The sequence below is a fragment of the Komagataeibacter saccharivorans genome (assembly GCF_003207825.1).
GTDB lineage: Bacteria > Pseudomonadota > Alphaproteobacteria > Acetobacterales > Acetobacteraceae > Komagataeibacter > Komagataeibacter saccharivorans.
Map to the genome: position 1 here is coordinate 19,321 of NZ_NKTY01000017.1, position 26,622 is coordinate 45,942.

General features: G+C 64.5%; 23 protein-coding genes and 1 other RNA gene. 21 read left to right on the top strand and 3 right to left on the bottom strand.

Going from position 1 to position 26,622, the window contains the following annotated elements:
- Positions 1 to 4: 4 nt before the first annotated feature.
- Positions 5 to 1,042: a GTPase ObgE gene (gene obgE / locus CFR79_RS10450; RefSeq protein WP_110547872.1), complete on the top strand. Its 1,038-nt coding sequence runs from the start codon at positions 5 to 7 to the stop codon at positions 1,040 to 1,042.
- Positions 1,039 to 2,193 carry a glutamate 5-kinase gene (proB, locus tag CFR79_RS10455; RefSeq protein ID WP_110547873.1) on the top strand — a complete coding sequence of 385 codons (1,155 nt, stop codon included), beginning with the start codon at positions 1,039 to 1,041 and terminating at the stop codon, positions 2,191 to 2,193. The genes obgE and proB overlap by 4 nt, the downstream gene beginning before the upstream one ends.
- A 12-nt stretch (positions 2,194 to 2,205) precedes the next feature.
- Here proB and CFR79_RS10460 read toward each other — a convergent pair whose 3' ends face one another.
- Both CFR79_RS10460 and CFR79_RS10465 read right to left on the bottom strand, forming a co-directional pair.
- Complete coding sequence (locus CFR79_RS10460; RefSeq protein WP_110547874.1) at positions 2,206 to 2,934, bottom strand: hypothetical protein; 729 nt, start codon at positions 2,932 to 2,934, stop codon at positions 2,206 to 2,208.
- Between the two features lie 64 nt (positions 2,935 to 2,998).
- Positions 2,999 to 3,274, bottom strand: coding sequence for a DUF2312 domain-containing protein (locus CFR79_RS10465; protein ID WP_102323378.1), 276 nt, complete (start codon positions 3,272 to 3,274; stop codon positions 2,999 to 3,001).
- 254 nt (positions 3,275 to 3,528) lie between these two features.
- On the opposite strand from CFR79_RS10465, the gene zwf reads away from it, so the two are divergent.
- Together zwf and CFR79_RS10475 are read left to right on the top strand one after the other, a co-directional pair.
- Complete coding sequence (gene zwf / locus CFR79_RS10470; protein ID WP_110547875.1) at positions 3,529 to 5,010, top strand: glucose-6-phosphate dehydrogenase; 1,482 nt, start codon at positions 3,529 to 3,531, stop codon at positions 5,008 to 5,010.
- A gap of 6 nt (positions 5,011 to 5,016) precedes the next feature.
- Entirely contained in the window at positions 5,017 to 5,472 is a 456-nt protein-coding gene (locus CFR79_RS10475; protein ID WP_110547876.1) for a hypothetical protein, read from the top strand.
- On the opposite strand, the gene CFR79_RS10480 is transcribed toward CFR79_RS10475, so the two are convergent.
- Positions 5,411 to 6,427 carry an alpha/beta hydrolase gene (locus tag CFR79_RS10480; protein ID WP_110547899.1) on the bottom strand — a complete coding sequence of 339 codons (1,017 nt, stop codon included), beginning with the start codon at positions 6,425 to 6,427 and terminating at the stop codon, positions 5,411 to 5,413. The two genes, CFR79_RS10475 and CFR79_RS10480, sit on opposite strands and share 62 nt — an antisense overlap.
- A gap of 103 nt (positions 6,428 to 6,530) precedes the next feature.
- Between CFR79_RS10480 and rnpB the strand changes: the two genes are divergently transcribed.
- From rnpB to ftsZ, 17 genes are all read left to right on the top strand, one after another.
- Positions 6,531 to 6,944, top strand: an RNA gene (gene rnpB / locus CFR79_RS10485) — RNase P RNA component class A.
- A 330-nt stretch (positions 6,945 to 7,274) separates the two neighbouring features.
- A complete protein-coding gene (gene mraZ, locus CFR79_RS10490; RefSeq protein WP_102323375.1) occupies positions 7,275 to 7,748 on the top strand; it encodes a division/cell wall cluster transcriptional repressor MraZ in 474 nt (157 codons plus the stop codon).
- A complete protein-coding gene (gene rsmH, locus CFR79_RS10495; protein WP_110547877.1) occupies positions 7,745 to 8,743 on the top strand; it encodes a 16S rRNA (cytosine(1402)-N(4))-methyltransferase RsmH in 999 nt (332 codons plus the stop codon). Before mraZ ends, rsmH begins: the two co-directional genes overlap by 4 nt.
- The gene (ftsL, locus tag CFR79_RS10500) at positions 8,740 to 9,525 is read left to right on the top strand and encodes a cell division protein FtsL (RefSeq protein ID WP_110547878.1); all 786 of its coding nucleotides are present in this window, start codon (positions 8,740 to 8,742) and stop codon (positions 9,523 to 9,525) included. Before rsmH ends, ftsL begins: the two co-directional genes overlap by 4 nt.
- Positions 9,526 to 9,561: 36 nt before the next feature.
- On the top strand, positions 9,562 to 11,586 hold the full coding sequence (locus CFR79_RS10505) for a peptidoglycan D,D-transpeptidase FtsI family protein (protein ID WP_110547879.1): 2,025 nt from the start codon (positions 9,562 to 9,564) through the stop codon (positions 11,584 to 11,586).
- A gap of 3 nt (positions 11,587 to 11,589) precedes the next feature.
- Entirely contained in the window at positions 11,590 to 13,062 is a 1,473-nt protein-coding gene (locus tag CFR79_RS10510; RefSeq protein ID WP_110547900.1) for a UDP-N-acetylmuramoyl-L-alanyl-D-glutamate--2,6-diaminopimelate ligase, read from the top strand.
- Positions 13,059 to 14,453, top strand: a complete 1,395-nt coding sequence (locus CFR79_RS10515; protein ID WP_110547880.1) for a UDP-N-acetylmuramoyl-tripeptide--D-alanyl-D-alanine ligase — start codon at positions 13,059 to 13,061, stop codon at positions 14,451 to 14,453. The genes CFR79_RS10510 and CFR79_RS10515 overlap by 4 nt, the downstream gene beginning before the upstream one ends.
- On the top strand, positions 14,453 to 15,544 hold the full coding sequence (gene mraY, locus CFR79_RS10520) for a phospho-N-acetylmuramoyl-pentapeptide-transferase (RefSeq protein ID WP_110547881.1): 1,092 nt from the start codon (positions 14,453 to 14,455) through the stop codon (positions 15,542 to 15,544). Before CFR79_RS10515 ends, mraY begins: the two co-directional genes overlap by 1 nt.
- Entirely contained in the window at positions 15,541 to 16,941 is a 1,401-nt protein-coding gene (gene murD / locus CFR79_RS10525; protein WP_110547882.1) for a UDP-N-acetylmuramoyl-L-alanine--D-glutamate ligase, read from the top strand. Before mraY ends, murD begins: the two co-directional genes overlap by 4 nt.
- On the top strand, positions 16,938 to 18,104 hold the full coding sequence (locus CFR79_RS10530) for an FtsW/RodA/SpoVE family cell cycle protein (protein WP_102323368.1): 1,167 nt from the start codon (positions 16,938 to 16,940) through the stop codon (positions 18,102 to 18,104). The genes murD and CFR79_RS10530 overlap by 4 nt, the downstream gene beginning before the upstream one ends.
- Complete coding sequence (murG, locus tag CFR79_RS10535; RefSeq protein ID WP_110547883.1) at positions 18,101 to 19,216, top strand: undecaprenyldiphospho-muramoylpentapeptide beta-N-acetylglucosaminyltransferase; 1,116 nt, start codon at positions 18,101 to 18,103, stop codon at positions 19,214 to 19,216. The genes CFR79_RS10530 and murG overlap by 4 nt, the downstream gene beginning before the upstream one ends.
- A gap of 32 nt (positions 19,217 to 19,248) precedes the next feature.
- Positions 19,249 to 20,700: a UDP-N-acetylmuramate--L-alanine ligase gene (murC, locus tag CFR79_RS10540; protein ID WP_102323366.1), complete on the top strand. Its 1,452-nt coding sequence runs from the start codon at positions 19,249 to 19,251 to the stop codon at positions 20,698 to 20,700.
- Between the two features lie 17 nt (positions 20,701 to 20,717).
- Positions 20,718 to 21,668, top strand: coding sequence for a UDP-N-acetylmuramate dehydrogenase (gene murB / locus CFR79_RS10545; RefSeq protein WP_258373540.1), 951 nt, complete (start codon positions 20,718 to 20,720; stop codon positions 21,666 to 21,668).
- Positions 21,665 to 22,606: a D-alanine--D-alanine ligase gene (locus CFR79_RS10550; protein WP_110547901.1), complete on the top strand. Its 942-nt coding sequence runs from the start codon at positions 21,665 to 21,667 to the stop codon at positions 22,604 to 22,606. The genes murB and CFR79_RS10550 overlap by 4 nt, the downstream gene beginning before the upstream one ends.
- Positions 22,603 to 23,535, top strand: coding sequence for a cell division protein FtsQ/DivIB (locus tag CFR79_RS10555; RefSeq protein ID WP_102323364.1), 933 nt, complete (start codon positions 22,603 to 22,605; stop codon positions 23,533 to 23,535). The genes CFR79_RS10550 and CFR79_RS10555 overlap by 4 nt, the downstream gene beginning before the upstream one ends.
- Entirely contained in the window at positions 23,532 to 24,935 is a 1,404-nt protein-coding gene (ftsA, locus tag CFR79_RS10560) for a cell division protein FtsA (RefSeq protein WP_110547885.1), read from the top strand. Before CFR79_RS10555 ends, ftsA begins: the two co-directional genes overlap by 4 nt.
- Positions 24,936 to 25,012: 77 nt before the next feature.
- On the top strand, positions 25,013 to 26,524 hold the full coding sequence (gene ftsZ, locus CFR79_RS10565) for a cell division protein FtsZ (RefSeq protein ID WP_102323362.1): 1,512 nt from the start codon (positions 25,013 to 25,015) through the stop codon (positions 26,522 to 26,524).
- The last annotated feature ends 98 nt before the right edge of the window (positions 26,525 to 26,622 follow it).

Below are 26,622 nucleotides of genomic sequence, written 5' to 3' on the forward strand. Positions count from 1 at the left end.
GGCAATGAAGTTTCTTGACCAGGCCAAAATCTATGTAAAATCCGGCGATGGCGGTGACGGTGTCGTCGCCTTCCGCCGTGAGAAATATATCGAATTTGGCGGTCCGGACGGGGGCAATGGCGGGCGCGGCGGGGATATCATCTTCGAAGCGGTCGATAACCTGAACACCCTGATCGATTTTCGCTACACCCAGCATTTCCGCGCCCGCAAGGGCGGCAATGGCGCGGGCTCCGACCGGACGGGGGCCGCGGCGGAAACGGTTGTCATCAAGGTGCCGATCGGCACCCAGATTTTCGATGAAGACCGCGAAACCATGCTGGGCGATCTCGACGCGGCGGGCATGCGCCTGCTGCTGTGCCGTGGCGGGGATGGCGGACGCGGCAATGCCCATTACAAGACCAGCACCAACCGCGCCCCGCGCCGGGCGGACAAGGGCTGGCCGGGTGAGGAACGCTGGGTCTGGCTGCGTCTGAAACTGATCGCCGATGTCGGGCTGGTTGGCCTGCCCAATGCAGGTAAATCCACCTTCCTGTCCACCGTATCGGCGGCACGGCCAAAGATCGCTGATTACCCCTTCACCACCCTGCATCCGCAGCTTGGTGTGGTGCGGCTGTCGGTTACGGAAGAATTCGTCATTGCGGATATTCCCGGCCTGATCGAAGGCGCGCATGAAGGCAGCGGGCTGGGTGACCGTTTTCTTGGCCATGTCGAACGCTGCGCGGTGCTGCTGCATCTGATCGACGGCACGGCGGAAGACGTCGTCGAATCCTGGCGCACCATCCGCCATGAACTGTCCGAATATGGTGGCGGTCTGGCGGAAAAGCCGGAAATCATTGTCCTGAACAAGATCGATGCCCTCCTGCCCGAGGAAATCGACGAGCGCCGCACGGCCCTTGAACAGGCAAGCGGACAGACGGTGATGTGCATGTCATCCGTCGCGCATATGAATGTGGATACGGTGCTGCGCCAGTTGCAGGATTACGTAACCCGCAACCGTGCTGAAAAGGCCGAGCAGGAAAAGGGGGAGATCCCCGCCACATGACGGATACCCCCCTGCCCGCCCTGCGCACCGCACGGCGCGTTGTCGTCAAGATTGGCAGCGCGCTGATTGTCGACCCGGCCGAAGCCGCCCCCCGGCAGGCATGGCTGGACAGCGTTGCCCACGACATCGCCAGCCTGCGCGCACAGGGTACTGAAGTCGTGGTCGTGTCTTCCGGCGCAATCGCACTGGCGCGCCATCAACTGGGGCTGACACGCCCGGTGCTGCGGCTGGAAGAAAAGCAGGCCGCGGCTTCGGTCGGCCAGATCCGGCTGGCGCAGGCATGGACCGATGCCCTGTCGCGCCATGAACTGACGGCGGCGCAACTTCTGCTTACCCCTGATGATACCGAACACCGCAACCGGTATCTCAATGCCCGGGCCTCGCTCAACACGCTTCTGGCGCTGGGCTGCGTGCCGATCATCAACGAAAATGACGCCATCGCCACGACGGAAATCCGCTTTGGCGACAATGACCGCCTTGGCGCGCGCGTGGCGGAAATGATCAACGCAGACCAGCTTGTCCTGCTATCCGACATTGACGGGCTTTATACCGCCGATCCGCGCAATAATCCCGATGCCCGTCATCTGCCGGTCGTAGCAGCCCTGACTGACAGTATCGAAGCCATGGGGGGCGCACCACCGCCGGGCTATTCATCGGGCGGCATGCGCACAAAGCTCATGGCGGCGCGCATCGCCACACAGGCAGGCTGCGCCATGGCAATCGCCCGCGGTCAGGGCCTGCATCCGCTTGCGCGCCTGCGTGATGGCGCGCGCTGCACATGGTTCCTGCCCGCCCCCGATGCCCGTTCCGCCCGCAAGAACTGGATTGCAGGCAGCCTGACCCCGGCGGGTCACGCCGTGATTGATGATGGCGCCGTGCAGGCCCTGATAATGGGATCGTCACTCCTGCCCGCAGGCGTGACCGAAGTAACGGGCGATTTCGACCGGGGCGACCTGATTGCGGTGCTGGACCGGCAGGGCCAGAAGATTGCCTGTGGCCTTGCGGCTTACGCGGCGGATGAAGCCCGCAGGATCGCGGGACATCAATCTGAACGGATCGAGGCTCTGCTGGGCTGGCAGGGCACGGATGAACTGATCCACCGGGACGATCTGGTGCTGTTTGCAAAAACCGAAAACACACCCAACTGCTAGGTTCCGCCCGAGCTAGTCGGCCCGGGGCGGCCAGCGCAGGGTTGGTTCCGTGCGCAGCCTGCGTTCTGGTGGCCAGACGGAAGCACGCACCGGCCGATTCGTAGCCACAGGCCCGGATTCAGCCCGTCCGTTACGGCTCCATTCCGACAGGCTGGGACCATGATCCCCGCGCCTGTTGTCCTGCCCTCCTGCCGGGAGTTCGGCTTCAGGTGGACGGGGAACGTAGGGCCGCGCGGGACGGGGGGGCTGCGGTGACCAGTCATCTCTTTCCACCTCACCATACTGGCGGGTGCGCACGGGGTCGGGTTGAACCTGACGCTGTGGCGTGGCGGCCGGGGGCTGTGGCTGAACACGGGCCGCGCGGCGTTCATAGGCAGGTATGTCACGCTCTTCTTCCGCACCGTCACGGTCAGGCGTGACAGGAACGGGTCCGCCCCGTGGCGTTTCGGGCTCCCATACGGGCACGGATGGCGCGGGAGATGCCTGCATGGACGGACGTGGATCGAGCATATCGGGCAACGTCTCGCCCGCGGCAGGCGGCGCGCTGTTCAGTCCCATCGCCATGACACGCAACTGGGCCTGAAGGTCGTCAAGCTGCACGGCCAGATTATCCAGCCGTCCCTTCACGCCAAATACCGCGAAGGGCACCAGCAGCCATACCAGAGCGAACAGCATACCGCCCACCAGCAGCGCGGCCTGCGCCCATGGCGGCATCCATTGCGGGAAAAGGGACGACAGCATGTATCATGCGCCCTGAACTGAAGTTACCCGGCGGCACAGGCCCGTTGCCCGCGCCGCCAGACCATTACATGCCAAGCGCGCGGCGGTAGATGTCAAGCAGGGTTTCCTGCTCCTCCACTTCCGCGGGTTCCTGCTTGCGCAGGCGGATGATCTGGCGGATCACCTTTACATCAAACCCGGCGGACTTCGCCTCGGTAAAAATATCCTTGATGTCGCCTGCAAGCGCCTTGCGCTCTTCTTCAAGGCGCTCAACGCGTTCGATAATGCTGCGCAGGCGGTCGGCTGCGATACCGCCGACCGCGGCAGGCTTGTCGTCCGCCTCGAAATTGTCAGCATTCATGGCAGGTGTCTCCAGATATCGTGATTGTGCCGTTCCGCGCCCGCCGGCACATATGAAATTAATGTCACTAGGCGACGGGGTGGAACGGCGGGATTATCGCGCCGCTGTCCGATGGTCAATGCCAACTTGACAGCGCGAAGAAGCGGGCCGTAATCGGACGGCAGCAACAGGCCGCTTTCGCGTCATACCCATTCATGCCGCATGCGTCCGCATGGCATGCACGATACCAGAGATCAGGCAGGAGGCCGACTTCCATGGCACATCTTCCCCCCGTTGATACCTTTGACTACATCGTTTTCGGCGGGACCGGAGATCTGACCATGCGCAAGCTGCTGCCTGCGCTTTACCACCGTTACCGCGATGGGCAGATTCCGGAAGATTCCCGCATTATCGGCACTGCGCGTTCCCCCCTTTCGCGGGCGGAATACCAGCAGCGCGCCCAGGCGGCGCTGGGTGAACACGTCAAGCCCGATGCGCTGGATGATGCAACGGTGCAGCGTTTCCTGAACATGGTGTATTATGTCAGCCTCAACGGGGCGGAAGCCGACAGTGACTGGCCCGCGCTGAAGACGCTGTTCGGTGATGCCTCGACATCCCGTATCCGGGTGTATTATCTGGCGACATCGCCCGCGCTGTATGGCCAGATATGTGAAAACCTCAGCCGCGAAGACCTGATTACCGCGCAGTCGCGTGTGGTACTGGAAAAACCCATCGGCACCGACCTCGCCAGTGCGGAAGCGATCAATGACAGCGTTGGCCGTCATTTCCCCGAAAATCATATTTTCCGTATCGACCATTATCTGGGCAAGGAAACGGTCCAGAACCTGATTGCGCTGCGCTTCGCCAATCCGGTGTTTGAACGCCTGTGGTCGTGCGATGCAATCGACTATGTGCAGATCACCGCCGCCGAGACCGTGGGCGTGGAAGGGCGTGGCGCGTATTACGACCGCTCCGGCGCGCTGCGCGACATGATCCAGAACCACCTGCTGCAGGTGCTGTGCCTTGTGGCGATGGACCCGCCCGTATCGCTGGAAGCCGATGCGGTGCGTAACGAGAAGCTCAAGGTGCTGCGCGCACTCAAGCCCATTTCCGCCGATGACGTGGCCATCTATACCTCACGCGGGCAGTACGCCCGCGGCACCATCGGGGACAAGACCGTTGGCAGTTATCTGGAAGACCTTGGCGAAGGCGTGACCAGCGAGACCGAAACCTTCGTTGCCCTCAAGGCGGAAATCCTGACATGGCGGTGGGGCAACGTGCCGTTCTACCTGCGCTCGGGCAAGCGCATGGCGGAAAAGTGCAGCGAGATCGTGATCCAGTTCAAGTCGGCCCCGTGGTCCATTTTCTCCAACCGGCCCGAACCCAACCGCCTGATCATCCGCATTCAGCCCGATGAAGGCGTGATGCTGTGCGTATCCACCAAGGACCCGACACCGACCGACAGCCTGACCCTGCGTGACGCGGACATCAATGTCGAGTTCGAGAAAGCCTTCAACATCCGCTACCCCGACGCGTATGAACGCCTGCTGCTGGACGTGGTGCGCGGCGACCCGATCCTGTTCATCCGCCGCGATGAAGTGGCCGCCGCATGGCGCTGGATCGATCCCATCCTGCAGGGATGGAAGGAACGCAAGGCCCCGCTCGAACCCTATGCCGCAGGCACATGGGGACCGGAAGGTGCCCGCAACCTGCTGTCGCAGTCAGGGCATCTGTGGCACGAGGACATGAAAAAATAATCCCACATGAATGATACAACACAGGCCACCCCGCCGCGCCTGACCCGCAGGCGCGCGCCCCTCAGCCTGAAACAGCGCATCCTGCGCCGGGTCATGATGATCGTGCCCATGGCCGCGCTGGTTTTTCTGGTCGGCCGGATGGGCTGGCTGGATCAGGCTGCGGACAAGCTGACGTTTTCACGCACAAGCTGGTTCGACAATACCGCCGTGGTCGAACATTTCCGCACCATCGTCACCCATAACGGCATGACATCGGACGCCAAGGACTGCCTGCTGTTCGTCATCAATGGCAACGACCCGCCAGACGCCACACGTCTGGAGGTTCTGGAAAAACATTCAGGCAAGTGCCCCGGCGACCGGAATACCCTGCCGCACCTGTTCACCATCCAGATCGACCGCCTTAACCAGACCGCCCAGACGGACTGGCAGTCGCCGGGGATGTTCCATCCCCTGCCCCGTTAGGCACATCTTTATCACGCAGGGCACGCCGCAGCGCGCGTGCCCCATAGCGGATGGCCTCGCGTCCGGCAGGCAGGAATGAATAGAAGTTCAGGAAGCCATGTACCGTTCCCCGCCATGTCCGGGTTTCGGCATGGCTTCCGGCCCGCCGCATTTCCGCTGCGTATCCCGTTCCTTCATCATGCAGCGGATCGCACTGCGCCAGCGCGATGGTCGCAGGCGGCAACCCCGCGAGTGACGGAGCAAAAATCGGCGCCAGTTTTGGATCACGCAGGTCATCGGGCGTGCGGATATACTGCTCCGCGTACCATTCCATAAGCCGCGTCGACAGAACGTAGCCATGCGCATAGGCCTGCCGCGAAGGGACATCACGTTCCCCAAACAGGGACGGATAATAAAGCAGTTGCATGACCAGTTCGGGACCACCCGCATCCCGCGCCATCTGGCTCAGCACCGCCGCCAGTGTGCCCCCGGCGCTGTCGCCCGCCACCGCAATGGGACCGCCCCAGCGATGGGCTTCCCCCGCCAGCCACCGCAGCGCAGCCCAGCAGTCATCCACCGCATGGGGAAAACGGTTTTCCGGCGCCAGGCTGTAGGATAGCGACAGAACCGCGGCACCTGACTGCCGCGCCAGCCTGCAGCAGATCCCATGGTGGGAATTGAGCCCGCAATGCACATACCCCCCACCATGCATGAACAACACCACGCCATGCACCCGGCCATAAGGCACGTATAACCGGGCGGGCAGCAGGCGATCACGCCCCGGCACGTGGCAATCCATCACGCGCCGCACCTGTAGCGAGGACAGCGCCATGGGAAAACATGGGCGATCCAGCTTGCGGCGCAGGTCTTCCAGCGTATGGGGCGCTTCCGGCCTGCGGGAAGACAGCCACTTCATTCCCCCCAGCAGCACACGGGTCAGCAGGCCGGGGCGGGATGGGGTGGCCAGATCAGGCATGATGCACGTCGTACGGGACAAAACGGACATAAAGGGCGAGAGCGGATGGCATGATTTCATTTATAGCTTGACGCAGCCCCCCTGCACCTCCAGTTTCCGCATGCCAGACGGTCGGACGGTCGCTGTCGCGTGGTTCTGCCATGTGATGGAGGAAAGTCCGGGCTCCACGGAAAAACGGTGCCGGCTAACGGCCGGCGGGGGCGACCCCAGGGACAGTGCCACAGAAAACAGACCGCCCTCACGGCGGTGTCCGTAGCAATACGGGCAGTGTTGGGGGCAAGGGTGAAACGGTGCGGTAAGAGCGCACCGCATCCATGGTAACATGGATGGCAGGGTAAACCCCACCGGGAGCAAGACCGAATAGGAACGGCGGATGGGCCGCAAGGCGCCATCGGGGGTTTTCCGCCCTGTCGTTCGGGTTGGTCGCGCAAGGTGTGTCGCAAGACTCATCGCAGAGGAATGACCGTCCCGCCCCTTCCGGGGCGGACAGAACCCGGCTTACAGACCGTCTGGTATTTACCCAATCCGCACCACAACGCGCGTAACGACAGCGTCGCACGCCGTGTTGTTAACAAGTATTACCCAAAAGAACAAAACATAAACCTGCCACAGCATCGCCATTTTATATGCAGATTGTGCGCTTTACCTGCCCGCACCTGTGTCTGTGCTGAATAACTGCGGTTTTCGGCCATCTTTCGCGCATCTTTAATTGACCGCCCATAAAATCCCATGTTATCCCATTCCTACACCGGGCAAAGGGCAGTCACCAGAATTCAGGCGTGACGGTCTGGGCTGAATACGGTCGGTTTCTGAAATACGTGCCAAGCAAGGGAGGGCATCGCGCAGCGTGAGTGTATTCCTGGGCACACACCAGAACCGGCTGGATGCAAAAGGACGGGTTTCCATCCCTTCCGCATTCCGCACGGCGCTGCGTGCCAGGGCCAAATCGGGCGAACCGCTTGCCATCCTGCGACCGTCCCATCTGCATCCCTGCCTTGAGGCATGGCCCGCCGATGCTTTTGCCGCACTGACCCGCCCGCTGGATGAGATGGATATTTTTTCCCAAGACCACGACGACCTCGCCACAGCGCTATATGCCGATGCGTACCCGTTCGAAGCCGACCGGGAAGGCCGCATCCTGCTGCCTGAAACCCTGCGCAGCCATGCCGGGCTTACCGATCAGGTGGCGTTCATGGGGCTGGGCCGCACCTTCCAGATCTGGGACCCGCAGGCCGCGATGGAACGCCGTCAGGCGGCACGCGACAGTGCCCGCCGTCTTACGGCCGGTCGTGGCACGGGCAGCGGGAGCGCGTCATCATGAACGCAGCCTTCCCCCCGCACGATCCGGGCCATGTGCCCGTAATGCTGGCCGAGGTCATGGAATATCTGGCCCCGCGCGATGGCGGGCGCTACGTGGATGGCACCTTTGGCGGTGGCGGCTATGCCCGCGCCATTCTGGCTTCCGGCAACTGCACCCTGTGGGGCATCGACCGCGATCCCGCGGCCATGGAGCGCGGCGCTGCACTCGCCCCCGCCTATCCTGATGGTAGCGGTGGATCACGGCTGCATATGCTCCATGGTGGCTTCGGGGACATGGCCGAATTACTGGCGGAAAACGCCATTACGGCGGTTGATGGAATCGTGCTCGACCTCGGCGTGTCGTCCTATCAGATTGACGAGGCCGATCGCGGATTCTCCTTCCGCATGGACGGGCCGCTGGACATGCGCATGGCCGATACGGGGCCCACAGCCGCCGATGTGGTCAACAACGCGCCGGAAGAAGAACTGGCCGACATCATTTACCATTATGGCGAAGAGCGCATGTCGCGCCGGGTGGCGCGCGCCATCGTGGCCGCCCGCGCCGAAGCCCCGCTGCTGCGCACGACCCAGCTGGCTGATGTGGTGCGTTCGGTCGTGCGGCCCGACCGTTCCGGCATTGATCCCGCAACCCGCACGTTCCAGGGGCTACGCATCCACGTCAATGACGAGCTGGGACAGATCAGGCGCGTGCTGGAACAGGCGCCTGCCCTGCTGGCGCCCGGCGGGCGGCTGGTGGTCGTCTCCTTCCACTCGCTGGAAGACAGGCTGGTCAAGCAGGCCATGTCCCTTGCAGCCGGGCGCATGCCCGCCCCGTCGCGCCATGACCCGCGCGCCATGATGCTCCGCCCCGAGCGGACGCGCTTTACGCTCCTGACCGGACGCCCTGTTCGCCCCGGTGAAGATGAAACCCGCCGCAATCCGCGCGCCCGCAGTGCACGGCTGCGCGCGATGGAATGCACGGCTCCCCCAACCCCAGTATCGGAACCTGCCCGATGAGTCGGTTTGTTACGTTATTCTGCGCCGTCATGGCGGCGGTGTCTGGCCTGTTCCTGTATAACAAGAAGCAGCAGACTACCGCGCTGGACCACCAGATCGCCCAGATCGTGGAGCAGACGGAGCGTACGCGTTCACAAACCGCCATGTTGCGGGCCGAATGGGCCATGCTGAACCAGCCCGACCGGCTGGCAAACCTCGCCAGCCGCTATGACCGGAGCCTGCAGACCGTGGCCCCAGGCCAGTTCGTGCAGATGTCCGCCCTGAGCAGCCACCTGCCCGCCGTCGGCAGTGCGCCGCATCATCCCGCGCCCGCCCCGCGCGCCGTCATGGTTGCGACCCTGGCAGCCGACCATGGCATGACGCCGGCACAGGCCGACGCACCGGTGACGTCATCCCCCCGTATCGTCCCTGCTGTCAGCACAGCCATGGCAGCGCATGTGGATCATGCGGTTGCCACCGCTACGCCGCGCCATGTGGAAACACCGCGTGACACCCCGGTCAGGGCGATGGCGCAGAATGACGTACGCACGCCGCCGCATGTAGCGGCCCCTGAACATGTCCGCGCGCCGGAACGGGTTGCGGCGGTCGAACCGGCCCCTGTGGCCAGCAGCGTCCAGCATGACACTGTGGTGCCTGCCACCCGCATGCCCGCCTATCGCGTCCGCAGCCAGAACATTGCCGATGTGGCATGGCACCCGACGGCGGTGGCGCATATGGGAAGCACATCCCTTGGCAGCCCGCATGTCAGCGCCCTGCCGCCGCCGGTTCCCGTCAGCAACTGATTTTCCTTTCTACCGGCTTTCACGCCCGGAACGCGCATGAGCAACCCGATCCATGACCGAAATGGCAGAAGCGAGCAGGCTTCCCTCCCCCCGGGGGGAAGCCTGCGCACGCTTATGGCGCAGGACCGGATGCATGCGCGCCTGCTGTTTCTGGCGGGCGGGTTCTTCGTTCTTTTTTCGGCCATCAGTTTCAAGCTGACACTGGCCACGATCATCCGGCCCATGCCGCCACAGCAGCAGCAGATCGCGCCGCAGGTTCCCCCCATTCCCAAAAGCGACCCCAAGGGCATTATCGCGGGCGACACCGTCCTGCCGCAGGTTCACCGGGCATCGGTCATTGACCGCACCGGACAGGTGCTGGCCATGTCGCTGCCGGTGGCACAGGTCTATGCCAACCCGCTGGAGATGATCGACCCGACGGATGCGGCCCATAAGCTCAAGAGCGTGCTGCCAACCCTGAACGAGGCGGAAACGAAGCGCCGCCTGTCGCTGAACAAGCAGTTCGTCTATCTGGCGCGCGACATTACCCCCGCGCAGGAACTCGCCATCAACAATCTGGGCATTCCCGGTGTGTATTTCGAACCCGGGGAGCGTCGTCGCTACCCCATGGGGCGCGTGGCGGCACAGATTCTGGGCGGGGTTGATATCGACGACCACGGCGTGGCCGGGATCGAGCGTTATTTCGACCGGCGGCTGGATACTGACCGCACGCCGCTGCGCCTGTCGATGGATGTCCGCGTGCAGAACGTGGTACATGATGAACTGCAGGGGGCCATGGACATGTTCCAGGCCATCGGCGCCTGCGCCATCGTGATGGACGTGCATACGGGCGAGATCATCAGCATGGTCAGCCTGCCCGATTATGACGCCAATGATTTTGGCAAGGCCCCCCCGGACTCACGCTTCAACCGGGCGGTGACGGGCATGTATGAACCCGGCTCGACCTTCAAGCTGCAGACCACCGCCATGGCGCTGCAGGAAGGGGTGGCCCATATCTGGGACCGCTTTTCCAGCATTCCCATCAAGATCGGCCGCTTCACCATATCGGACATGAAGTCCGACCATTTCGCGCCGTGGCTGTACCTGCCTGAAGTCATGGCCTATTCCTCCAACCCGGCGGCGGCGCATATCGCGCTGGATGCGGGGGCCGCGCGGCAGCAGGACTGGCTGCGGCATATGGGCTTTTTCTCCCGCGTGCCGGTCGAACTGCCGGAAGCAGGCCATCCGATCATCCCATCCCTCCATAACTGGGGCGTTTCAACCACCATGACCGTGGCGTTCGGCCATGGTGTGGCCGAACCCCCGCTATCCATCGTGCGCGGCACGGCAGCGACCGCCAATGGCGGCTTCCTGCTCAAGCCCACCCTGCTGGCCCATGACAGCGCACCTGCGGTGCCGGGAGCCGAACCGGCTGCATCCGACGCGGACATCCCGCCCGATGCGGAACGTGTGATCTCGGCCGCCAATGCGGATATCCTGCGCAAGATCCTGCGCCTCGATGTCGTCAAGGGGACGGGGCAGAAGGCGGAATCGCCGGGTTACTATGTGGGCGGCAAGACCGGCACGGCGGAAAAAATCGGTCCGCATGGCGGCTATCTCAAGCACGTCAACGTATCGGCCTTTACCGGCATTTTCCCGATGAATGCGCCGCGTTACGCCATTTATGTCATGCTCGACAGCCCCAAGCCCACGGCGCAGACCCATGGCTGGACAACGGCGGGCTGGAACGCGGCCCCCACCGCATCGCACATGATCACGCGCATAGCGCCCATGCTTGGCCTGTTCCCCGATACGCAGCACACGGCAGCGATCGAGGCCGAACTGGCGATCCCGATGGAACCGGCTGTGCCGCGCGGCTATCGCGCGCTGGGACCGGATTACGATCCGGGCACCGCGCATCTGCATGAACATGACCATGAACACGATGCCCCGGCCCGTGCCGCACGCCACGCCCGCACGCCCCGTGATGCTACCGATACCGCGCAGATAACGGACCGCGCCCTGCACGCCCGCAACGACGTACGCCGCACACCCGCCCAGCACCCGCGCGACAGGGGATGAATGATGCGCCTGCCTGAAGTCCTGCGCCGTGCAGGGATGGACCTGTCATGCCCCGCCGGGGCAGAACACCTGAACATTACCGGTATTTCCGCTGACAGCCGCCACATTGGCCCCGGCATGATCTTCGCCGCGCTGCGCGGCACCCATCAGGATGGCCGGGCCTATATCGCGCAGGCCATGGCGGCAGGGGCTGCGGCGCTGCTGCTGGATACGGACCCGGCTTTCACCCCTCCCCCCGGCATAACCGTGCTGCGCGCGGATGACGCACGCCGGGCGCTGGCGCTGATCGCCCGTGCGCTGACACCCCGCCTGCCTTCACATATCGCCGCGGTAACCGGCACCAATGGCAAGACCAGCACGGTTGAATTCCTGCGCCAGATATGGACCCTGCAGGGCTTCAAGGCAGGCACGATCGGCACGCTGGGCGCCATTGCGCCCTGCCCGCTGCCCGATTGCGGCCCCGTGCTGACCACGCCCGACAGCGTGGGGCTTATGCACCTGCTGGGTGCGATGGCCGAAGGGGGCGTAACCCATGTGGCGGCAGAAGCGTCCTCCCACGGGCTGGAGCAGCGGCGGCTGGACGGGCTTGCGCCCTATGTGGCCGGTTTCAGCAACCTGACGCGCGACCATCTGGACTATCATGGCAGTAGCGAAGCCTATCGCGGGGCCAAACTGCGCCTGTTCGACACCGTCCTGCCCGAAGGCGGCATAGCGGCCATCAACGCGGATATGGACCCGACCACCTGCGCCGCCCTGCGCGATGTGGCGCTGCGGCGTAATCTGATCCTGCGCACGACCGGCACGCAGGGTGAGACGGTAAAGCTGCTGGAAGCACGTCCGACCCCCACGGGACAGGTGCTGCATGTCGCAACCCCCGCCGGACGGCGTGAGGTTACGGTGCCTCTGGTCGGGCATTTCCAGGTCGATAACCTGCTTCTTGCCGCCGCCATGGCGGGGGAGACGGAAGCATCGGTAGACCATGCCATCGACCTGCTGCCGCGCCTGCATGGCGTCCGGGGCCGCATGGAGCGCGTGGCCGTCCTGCCCAGCGGGGCTGCCGCCTATGTTGATTTCGCCCATACGCCCGACGCCATTGAACGCCTGCTGCAATCCCTGCGCCCGCATACGCAGGGCAGGATCATTATTGTGATGGGTGCCGGCGGCGACCGTGACCGGGGCAAGCGTCCGGTCATGGGGGCGACCGCGACCCGCCTTGCCGACCGGGTGATCGTGACGGATGACAATCCCCGCTCCGAAACTCCCGCCGCGATCCGCACCGACATCATGGCCGCCGCCCCCGGCGCGCTTGAAATCGGCGACCGTCGTCAGGCCATCGCCACCGGGCTGGACATGCTGGAAGCGGGCGACGTGCTTGTGGTCGCGGGCAAGGGGCATGAGCAGGGGCAGATCATAGGCCGGGAAATCCTGCCTTTTGACGACGCCACGGTAATCCGTGGCCTGACGGGGACTATATGACTTTGCTATGGAGCCGCGCGGACCTGCTGGCCGCGACATCGGGACATTTTCCATCCACCATCCCATCCGATATCGCAGGCACGGGCGTTTCGATCGACACGCGTACCTTGCGGCCCGGTGATGTGTTCATTGCGCTGCAGGGGGAACGCAGCAATGGCCATGCCCATGTCCGCGCGGCGCTGGACGCGGGTGCGGCGGCTGTCATTGTCCATGAACGCTGCGACATTGCCGATCCGCGCATCCTGTCCGTTGCCGATACGCTGGTCGCCCTGCAGGACATGGCACGCTTTGCCCGCGCGCGTTTTGCCGGGCGCATGGTGGCGGTGACCGGCAGCGTGGGAAAGACATCGGTCAAGGACATGCTGCGTCACGCGCTGGAAGCCTGCGGGCCGACGCATTACGCCGTGGCGTCCTACAACAATCACTGGGGCGTGCCGCTTACGCTGGCGCGTCTGCCCGCCGGTGCCGCCTACTGCGTGTGCGAAATCGGGATGAACCATGCAGGCGAGATCCTGCCGCTGGCACGTATGGTGCGCCCGGATGTAGCGGTCGTGAGCACGGTCGCTTCCTCCCATCTGGGGCTTATGGGCAGCGTGGATGCCATCGCGCGTGAAAAGGCGGAGATCATGCGCGCCCTGCCCCCCGGTGGCACCGGCATCATTCCCGCTGGCATAACGGGCGAGGACTATTTCGTGCTGAATGCCGCCGGATCAGGTGCCCGCCTGTGGCGTGCTGGATACGACGCCACCTGCACCGTAACGGTCGAAGTGACGCGGCATGACACGCAGGGCAGCGATCTGGACATCCGGTTGCCCGGCTGGCACGGGCAGGCCCGCATCAATGCGCCGGGACGCCACATGGCGGCAAATGCCATGCTGGCCCTTGCCGCGGCCGATGCCTGCGGCGCGGACATGACGCGCGCGACAGATGGTCTGGCCACCTTCCGCCCCGGCACCGGGCGTGGTGCCATCACCCATGTGATGCACGATAGTGTTGCACTGCTCGACGAAAGCTATAATGCCTCGCCTGCATCCGTCCGCGCGGCACTTGACCTGCTCGGGCTTGTCGCAGCCGGTCGGCGGGTCGTCGTGCTGGGCGACATGCTTGAACTGGGCACGTTCGCGGGGCATGAGCATGCCTCCCTCCTTCCTGCTGTCCGTGAAAACGCGGATACTGTCTTCTGTTGCGGCCCGAATATGAAAATACTCTTCGACACCCTGCCTTCTTCCCTACAGGGGGGGTGGACGCCCGATTCCGAACTGCTGGCCCCCATCGTGCGCGCCAGCGTGCGCGCCGGTGACACCGTAATGGTCAAGGGCAGTCATGGCAGCCGGATGGACCGGATCGTTGCGGCCCTGCGGGCGAATACCGTGCAGGCGGGGCTGGCCTGATGCTTTATGACCTGTTCCAGCAGCATGCCACGTCCCATACTTCCGTGCTCAACCTGTTCCGCTACATCACCTTCCGTTCCGGCGCGGCGTGCATGACCGCGCTGCTCATCAGCCTGTGTCTGGGCAATCCGCTGATTGCGCAGTTGCGTCGCATCCAGCGCGAGGGACAGCCCATCCGCAAGCTGGGTCCGGAACGCCACCTGATCGAGAAAGTGGGCACCCCCACCATGGGCGGCGTGCTGATCCTGCTTTCACTGTTCGGATCGACGCTGTTATGGGCTGACCTTACCAACGGATTTGTATGGGCGGTGATGCTGACCACGCTGGCTTTTGGCGCGGTGGGGTTCGCGGATGACTACCTCAAGCTGTCCCGCCGCAATACCGATGGCGTTTCCAAACGCATGCGGCTGGGGTGTGAGTTCTCGGCCTCGCTGATCGGGGGGATCTGGCTGGAAAGCCTCATGCCGCCCGACCTTGCCAATCATCTGGCCTTCCCCTTCGTCAAGGACCTGCTGCTGCCACTTGGCTATGCCTTTCCCCTGTTCGCCATGATCACGATTACGGGTTTTGGCAACGCGGTGAACTTTACCGACGGGCTGGACGGACTGGCCATCGTGCCGGTTATCGTCGCGTCCCTGGTCTTCGCGCTGATTTCCTACCTTGTCGGCAACCATATCTTCGCTGACTACCTGCAGCTTCATGCCGTACCCGGCACGGGGGAACTGGGGGTATTCTGTTCGGCATTGGTGGGTGCCGGACTTGGTTTCCTGTGGTTCAACGCACCACCCGCGGCCGTGTTCATGGGGGATACGGGATCGCTGGCGCTTGGCGGGGCGCTGGGTGCCGTCGCCGTCGCCGTCAAGCATGAACTGGTGCTGTGCATTGTGGGCGGCCTGTTCGTGGTGGAAACATTTTCCGTCATCATTCAGGTGTTCTGGTACAAGCGCACCGGACGGCGCGTGTTCCTGATGGCCCCGCTGCACCACCATTTCGAAAAAAAGGGCTGGGCTGAATCCAAGATCGTAATCCGCTTCTGGATCGTATCCATCGTGCTGGGGCTGTGTGGTCTGGCCACGCTGAAACTGCGTTGAACGGCTCTTTTCCTTCTACCCTGTTCGCGGGCTACCATTACGGGGTGGCGGGACTGGGCCGTAATGGCAACGCAGCCGTTGCCGCACTGCTGGCCATGGGGGCCAGCGTGCAGGCGTGGGATGACAATGCCAGCGCGCGCGCCGCGCTACCCACCCATGAACGGCTGAAGATCGCCCCCTTTACCGGCATGCTGGGGCTTGCCGCCCTTATCCTGTCCCCCGGCATCCCGCACCGCCTGCCCGCGCCGCATCCGCTTGCGACCATGGCGATGGAAGCGGGCGTGCCCATCGTATCGGATGCGGAAATCCTGTTCCGTGCCGTCCGGGCGGCAGGCAGTCGCGCACGTTTTGCAGGCATCACCGGCACCAACGGCAAATCAACTACCACCGTGCTGCTGGCCCATATGCTGGAAAGCGCTGGCGTGCCCGTGGCTGTGGGGGGCAATCTGGGACCAGCCGCCCTCTCGCTGCCATTATTGCCCGATAACGGTGTCTATGTGCTCGAAATGTCGTCCTACATGCTCGAACGGCTGGAACGGCTGCATTTCGATGCCGCCTGCCTGCTGAACCTGACGCCCGACCATCTGGACCGTCATGGGGACATGGCTGGGTATGTCGCGGCGAAGCTGCATGTATTCGATCACCAGCATCAGGGCGACCTGGCCGTGCTGGGGGCCACGTTGCCCAATCTTGCCGAGCTGCACCGCAGGCTTGCCGCATCCCGCGCCCGTATCGCATGCATAAGCGGCACCGATGTCGCGCAATGTGACCTGTACTGCACCACCACGGCACTATGTGACCAACAGGGCGTCATCGCGGATCTGCGTCCTGTCCATGACCTGCCTGGCACCCATAACCGTGAAAACGCGGCAGCGGCGAGTGCCATGGCGCTGCATCTGGGCGTGCCACGGACGGCGATAGAACCCGCGCTGGTATCGTTCCGCGCGCTGGATCACCGGCAGAAAGTGGTGGGAACCATTGATGGCATCCGGTTCATCAATGACAGCAAGGCCACCAACGCCGATGCGACCGCCCGTGCGCTGGCCTGCCATGACCGGATGATCTGGATTGCGGGCGGCATCGCCAAGGCAGGCGGCATCGAGGATCTTGCCCCCCTGTTCGACCGCATTGCCCTTGCCCTGCTGATCGGGCGCGATGCCCCTGAACTGGCGCGGACGCTGGAACGCCACGATATTCCCTGCCGTATTGTCGATACGCTTGAACGCGCCGTACCGGATGCGCTGGAGGCGGCACGCACACTGCACGCGGATGCGGTAATGCTTTCACCGGCCTGCGCCAGCTTCGACCAGTTCAGCGGGTTTGAGGAACGTGGAGCGCGCTTCGCGGCCCTTGTGCGCGATCTGACGGCGCATGCAGGTGGAAGTCTTCGCGCATGAGTGGCCTGTCGCGCATAAACACCTCGCAGGCGGCGCGGTGGTGGCGAAGCATCGACCGGGTCACGCTGATATGCGTCGGCATCCTGATCGGCTTTGGCTACATCCTGATGCTGGCGGCAAGTCCGGCGGTGGCGGTGCGTATCGGTGCGTCGCGCGACATGTTCATTTTCAAGCAGGTCTGCTTCCTGCTGCTGGCGGCGGGCATTGTCATCGCCACGTCGCTGCTGTCCCTGCGCGGGGTGCGGATAGCCGCCTGGGTGGGCTTCGTGCTGGCGCTGGGGGCAACGTTCCTGACCCTTGTGCATGGGATCGAGATCAAGGGCGCGCGCCGGTGGATCGCGCTGCCGATGATGTCGGTCCAGCCATCGGAATTCCTCAAGCCCTGTTTTGCCGTTGTCACGGCCTGGCTGCTGACGGTGCGTAAGGAGCGGCGGTATTTCCCCGGCCTGCTGGTGGCGTTCGGGCTGTTCGGGGTCGTGCTGCTGCTGCTCAAGTCGCAGCCTGATATCGGGATGCTCAGCGTCATCACCACCGTTTTCCTGACCCAGCTTTTCATCGACGGGCTCAGCCTGTTTCTGGTCGGTGCAGGGGCCGCCAGCATGGTCGCGGCGTTCATCGGGGCCTATATGGTGTTCCCGCATGTGCGTTCGCGCGTGGAACGTTTCCTGCATCCCGCCGTGGGCGACCATTACCAGATCGATACCGCCCTGCGCGCCTTTGGCAATGGCGGGCTGCTGGGGCGCGGGCCGGGTGAAGGCCGGGTGAAGGACCTGCTGCCCGATGCGCATGCCGACTTCGTATTCGCCGTGGCGGGTGAGGAATTCGGCATGCTGATATGTCTGTTCATCATCGGGGTGTTTGCCGTAATGGTCATCCGCACGCTGCTCAAGCTGCTGCGCGAGAACGATCCGTTCATCGCGGTGGCCACGGCGGGACTGATGACGGGGTTCGGGTTGCAGGCTTTCGTAAACATGGGTTCGACCCTGCACCTGATCCCGACCAAGGGTATGACCCTGCCGTTCATTTCCTATGGCGGATCGTCCGCCATGTCGGTCGCCCTGACCATCGGCATGGTTCTGGCCCTGACCCGCAGCCGGCTGGGCGAAGGCCGGTTCGGACAGTTCGGGCAGGCCCCCTCTTCAAACCGGAAAGTACCGTCATGACCCGTCACTGCATTGCTGTCGCGGCCGGAGGGACCGGTGGCCATTTCTTCCCTGCCGAAGCCCTGTCCTGCGAACTGGTGCGACGGGGACATGACATCATCCTCATGACCGACCGCCGCGCGGGCGTGCGCGAAAGCGGCATATTCGCAAGCCGCCAGCAGTTTGTCCTGCCCGGCGGCGGCATTGCGGGACGCGGTGCAGTCCGGGCCGCACGCGCGGCATTCGCGCTGGCACGGGGCACGATGCAGGCGCGGCGCATACTGGCGCGGCTGCGGCCATCCGCCGTCATTGGCTTTGGCGGGTATCCTTCCGTTCCGCCACTGCTGGGGGGCAGCCTGCTGCCACGGGCCATACGGCCGATGCTGTTCGTGCATGAAGGCAACGCCGTTCTGGGCAAGGCCAATGGCTTCCTGGCGTCGCGCATGGATGCGATCGCGACCTCCTTCAGCCTTGTCGCGGGGGTGCCCGCCGCCATTCCCACCACCCTTACGGGCATGCCGGTACGGCCTGACATCGCGGCACTGGCGGCAGAAGGGTACAGTCCGTCCAATGGGGTCATAAACCTGCTGGTCTGGGGCGGATCGCTTGGCGCGCGGGTGTTCAGTGATGTCGTGCCCACGGCCCTTGCCGCCCTGCCCCCTGCCCTGCGCGCGCGGATTCAGGTGACACAGCAGGCACGTGCGGAAGATGTGGCGCGTGTCAGCGCGGCATACGCCACGGCGGGAATTCCCGCCCACGTCGCGCCATTCCTTGATGATGTGCCCGATCGCCTGCGCACCGCCCATCTGGTCATTGGCCGTGCGGGCGGGTCGTCGGTTGCGGAACTGACCGTGGCGGGGCGTCCGTCCCTGCTGGTGCCGCTGCCCATCGCGGCCCGTGATGAACAGGGCGCCAACGCGCAGGCGCTGAGCGACGCGGGGGCTGCATGGATGATCCGCCAGCCTGATTTTACCGCCCCCGCCCTGACCGACCGCCTTACCGCCCTGCTGGGCGACCGTGACCTGCTGGCCCGCACGGCACAGGCCGCGGCCAGCCTTGGCCGTCCCGATGCCGCCACCCGTCTGGCGGACATGATAGAAGCACGCTTGCCTGAGCAGCCCCGCACCGCTTAATTCCCGCTGCGCGATTACGGAGACCCGGTTACATGAGAGCCCTGCCCCTTTCCATTGGCACCATTCATTTCGTCGGCATTGGCGGGATCGGCATGTCCGGCATTGCCGAAGTGCTGCACATGCTCGGCTACGTGGTGCAGGGTTCCGACATTGCGGAAAACGCCAATGTCCAGCGGCTGCGGGCCGCGGGCATTCCCGTGACCATCGGCCATGACGCGGCCAATCTTGGCAATGCGCAGGTGGTGGTCACATCCACCGCCGTACAGCGCGACAACCCCGAAGTCGTGGCCGCGCGCGCACGGCTGATCCCGGTAGTGCGCCGGGCGGAAATGCTGGCGGAACTCATGCGTCTGCGCTGGTCGGTCGCGGTTGGCGGCACGCATGGCAAGACCACGACAACCAGCCTCGTCGCCGCAGTACTGGAAGCGGCGAAACTTGATCCCACCGTCATCAATGGCGGCATCATCGAAGCCTACGGCACCAATACCCGCATGGGCTCGGGTGACTGGATGGTGGTGGAGGCGGATGAGAGCGATGGCTCCTTCCTGCGCCTGCCCTCCGTCATTACGGTCGTGACCAACATGGACCCCGAGCATCTGGACCACTGGGGCACGGAAGAGGCCATGCAGGCGGCCTATGACCAGTTCGTGTCCAACATCCCCTTCTACGGCTTTGCGGTCCTGTGCATCGACCATCCCGCCGTTCAGCAGATGATCCCGCGCCTGTCGGACCACCGGATCATCACCTATGGTTTTTCCCCGCAGGCGGACGTGCGCGCGGAAAAGGTCATTACCGACAAGCTGGGCGCGACGTTCGAGGTCGTGATCACCAACCGCAACCGCAACCGTTCCCGCCGGGCGGGGCCGTTCCGCCTGCCCATGCTTGGCCACCATAATGTGCAGAACGCGCTGGCGGCGATTGCTGTCGGCACGGAGATGGAAATCGACGACGCGACCATCCGCTCCGCCTTCGCCGCGTTCCGTGGCGTCAAGCGCCGCTTCACCCGCACGGGGGAAACCGGCGGCATTACCGTGATCGACGATTACGGCCATCACCCCGTGGAAATCGCCGCCGTGCTGAAGGCGGCCCGGCAGGCGGGCGCGGGCAACGTGATCGCGGTGGTGCAGCCGCACCGTTATTCCCGGCTGCAGACCCTGTTCAACGAATTCTGCACCTGCATGAACGATGCGGGCACCGTCATCATCGCCGATGTCTATGCGGCGGGCGAACAGCCGATTGATGGCATTGACCGTGACGCGCTGGTGGAAGGACTGCGTGAACGCGGGCACCGTTCGGTCGTGCCCCTGCCCGGCCCGGAACATCTGGCGGAAATGATCAACGCCATCGCCCGCCCCGGTGATTTCGTGGTCTGCCTTGGCGCAGGCAGCATCACCAACTGGGCACAGGCGCTGCCGGGTCAACTGGCGGAACTCCAGTCCGGCACGCATGCAGCCCCCGCCCAGAAGGCGGAAGCCCATCAATGAGCGATACGTCCCCCGCGATGTCCGCCCTGCCCCCGTGGGCGCGGGTTCTGGATACGGATGAATTCCATCCCCGTGGCCGCCTGACCGCGCAGGCAGCCCTTGGCCCGCGCACATGGTTCCGCGTGGGGGGGCCGGCGGAGCTGCTGTTCCAGCCCGCAAGTGCGGAGGATCTGGCGCAGGTCCTGCGTCGCCTGCCGCTGGAGGTGCCGGTGCTGGCGCTGGGCGCGTGTTCCAACGTGATCGTGCGCGACGGCGGTGTGGACGGGCTGGTGATCCGTCTCGCTCGCGGTTTTTCCACCATCACGCGCGATGGGGATGGCCTGATCGCGGGGGCCGCCTGCCTCGACATGACCGTTGCCGAACATGCGGCGGAAGCGGGACTGGCCGGGCTGGAATTCCTTGCGGGCATTCCCGGTTCCATCGGCGGTGCGGTGGCGATGAACGCGGGGGCCTATGGTTCGGACATGGCAACCGTCTTGGACTGGGTGGAGGTTGTCACCCGCGACGGAAGGCTTCTGCGCCTGCCTGCCGTATCGCTGGATTTCGGGTACCGCCATGCCACCCTGCCCGCACATGCGGTTGTCGTGCGCGCGCGGCTGAACGGGATTGAAGCTCCGCCTGCCGTCATCCGCCAACGTATTGAGGAAATCCGCGCGGCGCGTGAAGCGGCCCAGCCCGTACGCGCCCGCACCGGCGGGTCCACCTTCCGCAACCCCGCCCCGGACGAATCCGACCGCAAGGCATGGGAACTGATCGATGCGGCGGGCTGTCGGGGCCTGCGTGAAGGCGGCGCGCAGATCAGCGAGAAACACTGCAACTTCATGCTCAATACGGGGGATGCCTGCGCAGGCGATCTGGAACGGCTGGGCGAAACCGTACGCAGGCGCGTGCATGACCATACGGGCGTTACCCTGCGCTGGGAAATCAAACGAATCGGTCGCCCTGTCACCAATGGAGAATGCGCATGACCCGTCGGAAGATTTCCGTCCTGATGGGCGGCCTGTCCGCCGAGCGCGAAGTCAGCCTGAACAGCGGTCGCAACGTGGCAGACGCCCTGCGGGGTCTTGGCCATACGGTGCGCTGCATCGATACCGGCACAGACCTGCTGACAATCGTGCGCGACCTGCACGACCACAGGCCCGATGTTGTCTTCAACGCCCTGCATGGCCGCTTTGGCGAGGACGGCTCCATTCAGGGCGTGCTGGACTGGATCGGCATTCCCTATACCCATTCCGGCGTACGGGCATCCGCCACGGCCATGGACAAGGACGCCGCGCGGACGGTTTTCGCCGCCGCCGGCCTGCCGGTGGCGACGGGTCGGGTCATGACGCCCGCCGAACTGGAACCGGCGGACCCGCTGCCCGTCCCGTATGTGATCAAGCCGTTGAATGAGGGCTCGTCCGTCGGGGTCGAGATCATCCATCCCGGCAGCAACCGTCGCGCCATGGTCGCGCAGTCATGGTCATTTGGCACGCATATCCTTGTAGAAGAATTCGTGCCGGGTCGGGAACTGACCGTAGGCGTGCTGGAAGACCGCGCGCTGACGGTTACGGACATAACACCAGCGGGCAATGGAACCGGTTTTTACGATTATCAGGCCAAATACGCCGCAGGCGGATCATGCCATGAACTTCCGGCGCGCATTCATCCCACGGCCTTCGCGCAGGCGCGTGAACTCGCGCTGGCCGCGCACCGCGCACTGGGCTGCCGGGGGGCGAGCCGCACGGATTTCCGCTATGACGACACGACGGACCCGACCGGGCCCGGTCGTCTCGTGATTCTGGAAACCAATACCCAGCCGGGCATGACGCCGACCTCGCTCCTGCCTGAACAGGCGGCGGCATGTGGCACAGATTATGCCGCACTGTGCCAGTGGATGATCGACCACGCGACCTGTCGTACATGAAACGACCGACTGACAGCAGCCATCGCCCTTCCCGGCTTTCGCTTTTCCTGCGCAAGCAGAAACGGCTGCTGCGTCCGTTGCTGGTCCTGCTCGTGCTGGCCGGGATCGTGGCAGGCTGCGTCACGGCATTCCGGCATTTCGGGTCGGACACCCGTTTCGCGCCCCTGCGCGCGCGCGTCATCAACATGCTGCCGCTGCGTATTACCGAAATCGACGTGACGGGCTGCGTGCTGACCAGTGAAACCGCCCTGCAGGAAGCGCTGGGCGTGCGGACGGGTGATTTCATCCTTGGATTTTCCGTCACCGCCGCGCGCAAGCGGATCGACGACCTGCCGTTTGTCGATCATTCCGTGGTGGAACGGCATCTGCCCCACACCATCATCATCCATCTGTTTGAACGCCGTCCGTTCGCCGTGTGGCAAAATCACGGCCATTTCTCCCTGATCGACCGCGAGGGCAATCCGGTGCGTGACCAGGGCATGACCGGCAAGGATGCTGAAGCCTTCATGCAACTGCCGCTGGTCGTGGGGCCGGACGCGAACACAGCCGCCGCGGCGCTGATCGATGAACTGTCCGCCCAGCCCGAAGTACGCAGCCATGTGGTGGCCGCCGCCCGCGTGGGCCAGCGCCGGTGGAACCTGACCCTGCGCAACGGCACGACCATCCTCCTGCCCGAAGGACAGGAGGTCGCGGCGCTGAAGCGACTTGCACAAATGCAGGAAAACATAAAAATACTGGACCGGCCGGTCATCGCCATAGACATGCGCCTGCCTGACCGCCTGATCATACGTGAAAACCCCGCTGCCCCATCCGGCGACACGGACCGGGACAAAGGCGACACGCAACCGCAGGCGGCCCCTACGGGGGATCAGGCACCTTCCGCGCCATGGCTTTTACCTGATGCCGGTTCAAGACGGAGGCGGGCATGACATATCCAGTGCCGGGGCCGGTGAAGACGGTTCTTCCCACCCCACGCACATCCACACCGGGCGCGCCGGTTCCGGCCCTTCGCGCGGAGGGCAGGCCCGCGCGGACATCACGTTCCCGTCAGGCCACCGCACTGGTGCCGGCGGAAGAACGCGCCCCCGCGCGCAGGCTGCGTACGGGACCGTTCAGCGTGCTGGATATCGGTTCCACCAAGATCGTGTGCCTGATCGGACGCGGCGAGCCTGACAACACCATCCGGATTCTGGGCCATGGCTGGCGCCGGTCGCATGGCGTGCGGTCGGGCGGGATCGTGGACCTGCGCGAAGCGGAAAGCGCCATCCGCGCCGCCGTGGCCCAGGCGGAGGACATGGCGACGGAACGCCGCGACTCGATTTTCGTCAACCTGTCCTGTGGCCATCCCGAAAGCCGGCATATCAATGCGCGCTGGCCCATCGGCGGGCGCGAGATCACCAAGGCCGATGTCAGCCGCATCATCGCCGAAGGCCGGCTGCGGGCAGTGTCGGAAGGGCGGTCCGCCATCCATACCCTGCCGCTGGATTACGCGGTTGATGACACGCAGGAAGTGCTCGACCCGCGCGGGCACCTGTGCGACCTGCTTTCCGCACGCCTGCATGTCATTGATGCCAACACGACCGCCCTGCGCAATCTTGAAGCCGTACTGTCGCGCGTGGAACTGAATATCGAGGGCATGGTCTCATCCCCCCTCGCCTCCGGCCTTGCGGTCATGAACGAGGATGAGCGCAACCTTGGCGCGACGGTTGTGGATATGGGTGGGGGCACCACCTCCATCGGCGTGTTTGGCGAAGGGCGGCTGCTGCATACCTCCACGATTCCCGTGGGCGGGCTGCACATCACCCGCGATATCGCCCATGGACTGTCCACATCCATCGACAATGCCGAGCGGCTGAAAACCATGCACGGGTCAGCCGAACTGCTGGCAGGCGACGATCACGATCCGATCCTTGTGCAGCTTATTGGTGACAACGACCATCATTACGTCAGAATTCCACGTGCAAGAATTGTCTCGATCATCCATCCGCGTGTGGAGGAAACACTGGAAATGGTTCGGGACAGGCTGGAAATGGCGGGCGTCGGCCCCGCATCGGACGGGCGCGTCATCCTGACGGGGGGCGGATCGCTGCTGGAAGGGATCGGGCCGATGGCCGCGCGCATCCTGAACCGTCAGGTCCGCCTGGGCCGTCCGCGCCGGATCGTGGGGCTGCCGGAAAACGCGGCGACCTGGCCCATGTTCTCCACCTCGGCGGGGTTGCTGGCATGGGCAGCGGGTGCCGCTGATGAGATGGGTGAACCCGACATACGCGACGTACGCCCCGCCGGGCTTGTGCGACGTTTTATGGATTTCATACGCGAAAGGGTATGACATTGTGTCAAAACCCTTTATTGTACTTTAGCCGTTAATATGCCAGCCCGCATACCCCAAGCCATCGGGAGCCAAGCATGACCCTCAACCTGACCATCCCGCAGCAGAATCATTCCGATTTTACCCCACGCATCACGGTGATCGGGGTTGGCGGCGGTGGTACCAATGCGGTGGACAACATGATCCATTCGCAGTTGCAGGGGGTGGAATTCGTTGTCGCCAACACCGATGCCCAGCAACTTTCGCACAGCAGCGCCGACCGCCGCATCCAGCTTGGCCCGCATCTGACGCAGGGCCTCGGCGCGGGCGCGAAGCCCGAGATCGGTCGTGCGGCGGCGGAAGAGGCATGCGATGAACTTTCCCGCCACCTTGATGGCGCGCATATGGTGTTCATCACCGCAGGCATGGGTGGCGGCACCGGCACGGGCGCGGCTCCCGTCATCGCCCGCATGGCGCGCGAGCGTGGCATCCTGACCGTGGGCGTGGTGACCAAGCCCTTCACGTTCGAAGGCGGACGCCGCGCGAAATCGGCGGATGCGGGCATTGCCGAACTGCAGCAGTTTGTCGATACGCTGATCGTCATCCCGAACCAGAACCTGTTCCGGCTGGCCAATGAGCGCACAAGCTGGAAAGACGCCTTCAAGATGGCGGATAACGTGCTGTACATGGGCGTACGCGGCGTGACCGACCTCATGATGGCGCCGGGTCTGGTCAATCTCGACTTTGCCGACATCCGCACCATCATGGCCGAAATGGGCAAGGCGATGATGGGCACCGGCGAAGCCGAAGGGGAAAACCGCGCCATCGCCGCCGCCGAGGACGCCATTTCCAACCCGCTGCTGGAAGATACATCCATGGCGGGCGCGCAGGGCCTTCTCATCAACATCACCGGTGGCGAGGACCTGACCCTGTTTGAAGTGGATCAGGCCGCCAACCGCATCCGTGAGGAAGTGGCCGAGGACGCCAACATCATCTTCGGTTCCGCCATTGATACATCGCTGAACGGGCGCATCCGCGTGTCCGTGGTGGCGACCGGTATCGACAACCCGCCTTCCCGCGCCACGACCCAGCCGCCGCAGCAGCCTGAAGCCGCAGCGGCCCCGCAGGCGGCCCCCGCTGCCGGGCAGCAGCAGGCAGGCGCACCGACTGCCGCAGCACCGGCCCAGCCGGCCACACCCGCACCGGCGGCACCCGCTGCCGCCCAGCCAGCCGCCGCCACCACGCAGCAGCCTGCGGCCCCGCAGGCCCCTTCCCCCAACGCGGTCCCGCCGCAGGTTGCACAGGCACAGCGTAGCGCCTCCCCGCGCTCGCCCCTGTTTACGGAAAGTGCGAAGGCCCCCGCTGCCGAACCGCAGCCCGCACCGCGCAGCCTGTTTGGAATCGTGACCGGCGCGCTCCGCCGCCATTCCTCCCCGCCGCCGCAACACGAAGCGCCCGTGCGGAACGAACCCACCGCAGCCCCGCAGCAGGCCGCGCCACAGCAGGTACAGCCGCAGCCACAGCAGCCCGAACAGGCCGCCAGCGGCAACCCGACGCCGGATGACGGGGGGCTGGACATTCCCGCCTTCCTGCGCCGCCGTTCTTCATAATTCCTGTTCCACGCGGTCTGTTTCATGACAGGCCGCGTCTCCTTGCCGATAGGTAACAATAGGCAATAATCCTTGACTGTCAGAACGGGCGACAAGGC

Coding starts and splice junctions, on each gene's coding strand:
- CFR79_RS10460 (WP_110547874.1), bottom strand. CDS start 2,934: ATGCTGTCGTCCCTTTTCCCGCAATGGATGCCGCCATGGGCGCAGGCC.
- ftsA (WP_110547885.1), top strand. CDS start 23,532: ATGACATATCCAGTGCCGGGGCCGGTGAAGACGGTTCTTCCCACCCCA.
- proB (WP_110547873.1), top strand. CDS start 1,039: ATGACGGATACCCCCCTGCCCGCCCTGCGCACCGCACGGCGCGTTGTC.
- ftsZ (WP_102323362.1), top strand. CDS start 25,013: ATGACCCTCAACCTGACCATCCCGCAGCAGAATCATTCCGATTTTACC.
- CFR79_RS10550 (WP_110547901.1), top strand. CDS start 21,665: ATGACCCGTCGGAAGATTTCCGTCCTGATGGGCGGCCTGTCCGCCGAG.
- obgE (WP_110547872.1), top strand. CDS start 5: ATGAAGTTTCTTGACCAGGCCAAAATCTATGTAAAATCCGGCGATGGC.
- murG (WP_110547883.1), top strand. CDS start 18,101: ATGACCCGTCACTGCATTGCTGTCGCGGCCGGAGGGACCGGTGGCCAT.
- CFR79_RS10510 (WP_110547900.1), top strand. CDS start 11,590: ATGCGCCTGCCTGAAGTCCTGCGCCGTGCAGGGATGGACCTGTCATGC.
- murC (WP_102323366.1), top strand. CDS start 19,249: ATGAGAGCCCTGCCCCTTTCCATTGGCACCATTCATTTCGTCGGCATT.
- rsmH (WP_110547877.1), top strand. CDS start 7,745: ATGAACGCAGCCTTCCCCCCGCACGATCCGGGCCATGTGCCCGTAATG.
- CFR79_RS10555 (WP_102323364.1), top strand. CDS start 22,603: ATGAAACGACCGACTGACAGCAGCCATCGCCCTTCCCGGCTTTCGCTT.
- CFR79_RS10480 (WP_110547899.1), bottom strand. CDS start 6,427: ATGCCTGATCTGGCCACCCCATCCCGCCCCGGCCTGCTGACCCGTGTG.
- ftsL (WP_110547878.1), top strand. CDS start 8,740: ATGAGTCGGTTTGTTACGTTATTCTGCGCCGTCATGGCGGCGGTGTCT.
- zwf (WP_110547875.1), top strand. CDS start 3,529: ATGGCACATCTTCCCCCCGTTGATACCTTTGACTACATCGTTTTCGGC.
- CFR79_RS10505 (WP_110547879.1), top strand. CDS start 9,562: ATGAGCAACCCGATCCATGACCGAAATGGCAGAAGCGAGCAGGCTTCC.
- CFR79_RS10530 (WP_102323368.1), top strand. CDS start 16,938: ATGAGTGGCCTGTCGCGCATAAACACCTCGCAGGCGGCGCGGTGGTGG.
- CFR79_RS10475 (WP_110547876.1), top strand. CDS start 5,017: ATGAATGATACAACACAGGCCACCCCGCCGCGCCTGACCCGCAGGCGC.
- murB (WP_258373540.1), top strand. CDS start 20,718: ATGTCCGCCCTGCCCCCGTGGGCGCGGGTTCTGGATACGGATGAATTC.
- CFR79_RS10515 (WP_110547880.1), top strand. CDS start 13,059: ATGACTTTGCTATGGAGCCGCGCGGACCTGCTGGCCGCGACATCGGGA.
- mraY (WP_110547881.1), top strand. CDS start 14,453: ATGCTTTATGACCTGTTCCAGCAGCATGCCACGTCCCATACTTCCGTG.
- CFR79_RS10465 (WP_102323378.1), bottom strand. CDS start 3,274: ATGAATGCTGACAATTTCGAGGCGGACGACAAGCCTGCCGCGGTCGGC.